The organism is Saccharomonospora sp. NB11 (assembly GCF_015910535.1).
GTDB lineage: Bacteria > Actinomycetota > Actinomycetes > Mycobacteriales > Pseudonocardiaceae > Saccharomonospora.
On record NZ_JACBJG010000020.1, the window covers coordinates 1 to 5,155 of the forward strand.

Genomic DNA, 5,155 nt, shown 5'->3' on the forward strand with positions numbered 1-5,155 from the left:
AGTTCGGCGGTGTCCTACTCTCCCACACCCCTTCGAGTGCAGTACCATCGGCGCTGGCAGGCTTAGCTTCCGGGTTCGGAATGGGACCGGGCGTTTCCCCACCGCTATAACCACCGAAACACTACGAAACAACCACCCAGTGTCCTGGTCGCGTGGTGTTTCAGAGTCGCAGAGTGGGTGCGTAACATCTTTGTAGGTCAAGCCCTCGGCCGATTAGTACCAGTCCACTCAAAAACACATTACTGTGCGTCCATGTCTGGCCTATCAACCCCATCGTCTCTAGGGGGCCTTACCCACTCAAAGGTGGTGGGAGACCTCATCTTGGAACAGGCTTCCCGCTTAGATGCCTTCAGCGGTTATCCCTTCCGAACGTAGCTAACCAGCCATGCCCCTGGCGGAACAACTGGCATACCAGAGGTTCGTCCGTCCCGGTCCTCTCGTACTAGGGACAGCCTTCCTCAAGTCTCCAACGCGCGCGGCGGATAGGGACCGAACTGTCTCACGACGTTCTAAACCCAGCTCGCGTGCCGCTTTAATGGGCGAACAGCCCAACCCTTGGGACCTACTCCGGCCCCAGGATGCGACGAGCCGACATCGAGGTGCCAAACCATGCCGTCGATATGGACTCTTGGGCAAGATCAGCCTGTTATCCCCGGGGTACCTTTTATCCGTTGAGCGACACCCCTTCCACCAGGAGGTGCCGGATCACTAGTCCCTACTTTCGTACCTGCTCGACCCGTCGGTCTCACAGTCAAGCTCCCTTGTGCACTTACACTCAACACCTGATTGCCAACCAGGCTGAGGGAACCTTTGGGCGCCTCCGTTACCCTTTAGGAGGCAACCGCCCCAGTTAAACTACCCACCAGGCACTGTCCCTGAACCGGATCACGGTCCGAGGTTAGATTCCCAATCCGGCCAGAGTGGTATTTCAACAGCGACTCCACAACCACTGGCGTGGCCGCTTCACAGTCTCCCACCTATCCTACACAAGCCGAACCGAAAACCAATACCAAGCTATAGTAAAGGTCCCGGGGTCTTTCCGTCCTGCCGCGCGAAACGAGCATCTTTACTCGTAGTGCAATTTCGCCGGGCCTGTGGTTGAGACAGCCGGAAAGTCGTTACGCCATTCGTGCAGGTCGGAACTTACCCGACAAGGAATTTCGCTACCTTAGGATGGTTATAGTTACCACCGCCGTTTACTGGCGCTTAAATTCTCAGCTTCACCCCCACAAGGAGGGTTAACCGGTCCTCTTAACGTTCCAGCACCGGGCAGGCGTCAGTCCATATACATCGACTTACGTCTTCGCATGGACCTGTGTTTTTAATAAACAGTCGCTTTCCGCTGGTCTCTGCGGCCAACACACCCTAGCCCGCAAGGAGCTTCAAGTGCCTTGGCCCCCCTTCTCCCGAAGTTACGGGGGCAATTTGCCGAGTTCCTTAACCACAGTTCACCCGATCGCCTTGGTATTCTCTACCTGACCACCTGTGTCGGTTTGGGGTACGGGCCACGCGCGCACTCGCTAGAGGCTTTTCTCGGCAGCAGAGGATCACCCTACTTCGCCACAACGGCTATGCATCACGCCTCACCCTCGATCTCGAAGATCAGCCCGACGGATTTGCCTATCGGGCGGGCCACACGCTTACACCAGTATCACCACTGACTGGCGGGGCTACCTTCCTGCGTCACCCCATCGCTTGGCTACTACAGGATCAGGTCCCACGCACTCACCACACACTCCCGAAGGAGCCGTGACAAGCGGGTGGTTAGTATCACCTGCCTCGCCAGGGACGCACACACGCGGGTACGGGAATATCAACCCGTTGTCCATCGACTACGCCTGTCGGCCTCGCCTTAGGTCCCGACTTACCCTGGGCGGAACAACCTGGCCCAGGAACCCTTGGTCATCCGGCGGCAGAGATTCTCACTCTGCATTCGCTACTCATGCCTGCATTCTCACTCCCACACCCTCCACAACTCGGTTACCCGGCTGCTTCCCTGGATGCAGGACGCTCCCCTACCCATCCACACGACTGGACCCGAACCCTAAAGATTCGAGCCGATCACAAGCGTGAATGACACAGCTTCGGCGGTGTGCTTAGCCCCGCTACATTGTCGGCGCAGAACCACTTGACCAGTGAGCTATTACGCACTCTTTCAAGGATGGCTGCTTCTAAGCCAACCTCCTGGTTGTCTCAGCGACTCCACATCCTTTCCCACTCAGCACACACTTAGGGGCCTTAGCTGGTGTTCTGGGCTGTTTCCCTCTCGACGACGAAGCTTATCCCCCGCCGTCTCACTGCCACGCTCTCACACACCTGTATTCGGAGTTTGGTTGACTTCGGTAAGCCGGTAAGCCCCCTAGGCCATCCAGTAGCTCTACCCCAGATGTGAAACACGTGACGCTGCACCTAAATGCATTTCGGGGAGAACCAGCTATCACGGAGTTTGATTGGCCTTTCACCCCTACCCACAGCTCATCCCCCAGGTTTTCAACCCTGGTGGGTTCGGGCCTCCACACCGTCTTACCGGCGCTTCACCCTGGCCATGGGTAGATCACCCCGCTTCGGGTCTAGACCACGCGACTCAACGCCCTATTCAGACTCGCTTTCGCTCCGGCTACCCCACACGGGTTAACCTCGCCACGCAGCACTAACTCGCAGGCTCATTCTTCAAAAGGCACGCCATCACCCGAAGGCTCTGACGGCTTGCAGGCACACGGTTTCAGGTACTCTTTCACTCCCCTCCCGGGGTACTTTTCATCTTTCCCTCACGGTACTCGTCCGCTATCGGTCACCAGGAAGTATTTAGGCTTACCGGGTGGTCCCGGCAGATTCACAGCAAATTCCACGAGCTCGCTGCTACTCGGGAACACCACCAAGACAATGCCATGCAGTTTTAACGTACGGGACTCTCACCCACTCCGGTCACGCATCCCAACGTGTTCCGCTAACCACACACACCATCCCCAGCAGTGTCAGCTACTGGACAGTGGCTCCCACAACCCCGCACACGCAACGCCTGACAGCTTCACCACGCGCACGGTTTAGCCTCTTCCGCTTTCGCTCGCCACTACTCACGGAATCACGGTTGTTTTCTCTTCCTACGGGTACTGAGATGTTTCACTTCCCCGCGTTCCCTCCACACCGGCTATATATTCACCGGCGGGTGACACCCCATAACGGGTGCCGGGTTTCCCCATTCGGAAATCCTCGGATCACAGCTCGGTTGACAGCTCCCCGAGGCTTATCGCAGCCTCCCACGTCCTTCATCGGCCCCTGGTGCCAAGACATCCACCGTATGCCCTACACAACTTGACCACAAAGATGCTCGCACCCACTCTGCAATTCTCAAACACCACACCCAGAAACAACACCACGTGTTGTCTCAGGACCCAACAGTGTGCCAGCGAAACCGGTCAACACCCCCGCACCCCAACGGCACGAGCCAGCATCAACCAACCAGTAGCGGTTCACAATAAGCTCTAAGAGCAAAAGCTCCTTAGAAAGGAGGTGATCCAGCCGCACCTTCCGGTACGGCTACCTTGTTACGACTTCGTCCCAATCGCCAGTCCCACCTTCGACCACTCCCTCCCACAAGGGGTTGGGCCATGGGCTTCGGGTGTTACCGACTTTCATGACGTGACGGGCGGTGTGTACAAGGCCCGGGAACGTATTCACCGCAGCAATGCTGATCTGCGATTACTAGCGACTCCGACTTCACGCAGTCGAGTTGCAGACTGCGATCCGAACTGAGACTGGCTTTAAGGGATTCGCTCCACCTCACGGTCTCGCAACCCTCTGTACCAGCCATTGTAGCATGTGTGAAGCCCTGGACATAAGGGGCATGATGACTTGACGTCATCCCCACCTTCCTCCGAGTTGACCCCGGCAGTCTCCCACGAGTCCCCGGCATTACCCGCTGGCAACATGGGACAAGGGTTGCGCTCGTTGCGGGACTTAACCCAACATCTCACGACACGAGCTGACGACAGCCATGCACCACCTGTGCACCAGCCACAAGGGAAGACGTATCTCTACGCCGGTCCAGTGCATGTCAAGCCCAGGTAAGGTTCTTCGCGTTGCATCGAATTAATCCACATGCTCCGCCGCTTGTGCGGGCCCCCGTCAATTCCTTTGAGTTTTAGCCTTGCGGCCGTACTCCCCAGGCGGGGCGCTTAATGCGTTAGCTACGGCACGGGACACGTGAACAGCGCCCCACACCTAGCGCCCAACGTTTACGGCGTGGACTACCAGGGTATCTAATCCTGTTCGCTCCCCACGCTTTCGCTCCTCAGCGTCAGTATCGGCCCAGAGACCCGCCTTCGCCACCGGTGTTCCTCCTGATATCTGCGCATTCCACCGCTACACCAGGAATTCCAGTCTCCCCTACCGAACTCAAGTGATGCCCGTATCCACCGCACGCCCACGGTTAAGCCGCAGGTTTTCACGGCAGACGTGACACACCGCCTACGAGCTCTTTACGCCCAATAATTCCGGACAACGCTTGCACCCTACGTATTACCGCGGCTGCTGGCACGTAGTTGGCCGGTGCTTCTTCTCCAGGTACCGTCACTCTCGCTTCGTCCCTGGCGAAAGGGGTTTACAACCCGAAGGCCGTCATCCCCCACGCGGCGTCGCTGCATCAGGCTTGCGCCCATTGTGCAATATTCCCCACTGCTGCCTCCCGTAGGAGTCTGGGCCGTGTCTCAGTCCCAGTGTGGCCGGTCACCCTCTCAGGCCGGCTACCCGTCGTCGCCTTGGTAGGCCATCACCCCACCAACAAGCTGATAGGCCGCGGGCTCAACCTGTACCGCCGGAGCTTTCCACACCCCACCATGCGGTGGAATGTCCTATCCGGTATTAGACCCAGTTTCCCAGGCTTATCCCAGAGTACAGGGCAGATTACCCACGTGTTACTCACCCGTTCGCCACTCATCCACCCAGCAAGCTGGGCTTCAGCGTTCGACTTGCATGTGTTAAGCACGCCGCCAGCGTTCGTCCTGAGCCAGGATCAAACTCTCCAACAATGAATTCAATCCGACGACTCAATCAGTCATCTCAAAGAAACCCACAAAAAGGGGCTCAAAAGAGCACTACTAGCATGAACAATCACTAGCACACTGTTGAGTTCTCAAACAACACAATTCGTGTTTCC

At 57.4% G+C, this 5,155-nt stretch carries 3 rRNA genes; all 3 read right to left on the reverse strand.

Features of this window, described 5'->3' with window-relative positions:
- Position 1: 1 nt before the first annotated feature.
- Positions 2-118: ribosomal RNA gene (gene rrf, locus JAV51_RS20050) — 5S ribosomal RNA — on the reverse strand.
- A gap of 75 nt (positions 119-193) precedes the next feature.
- Positions 194-3,318 (reverse strand): 23S ribosomal RNA (locus tag JAV51_RS20055).
- A 185-nt stretch (positions 3,319-3,503) separates the two neighbouring features.
- Positions 3,504-5,027, reverse strand: a 16S ribosomal RNA gene (locus JAV51_RS20060).
- Together the 16S, 23S and 5S rRNA genes form the textbook arrangement of a ribosomal RNA operon.
- Positions 5,028-5,155 lie beyond the last annotated feature (128 nt).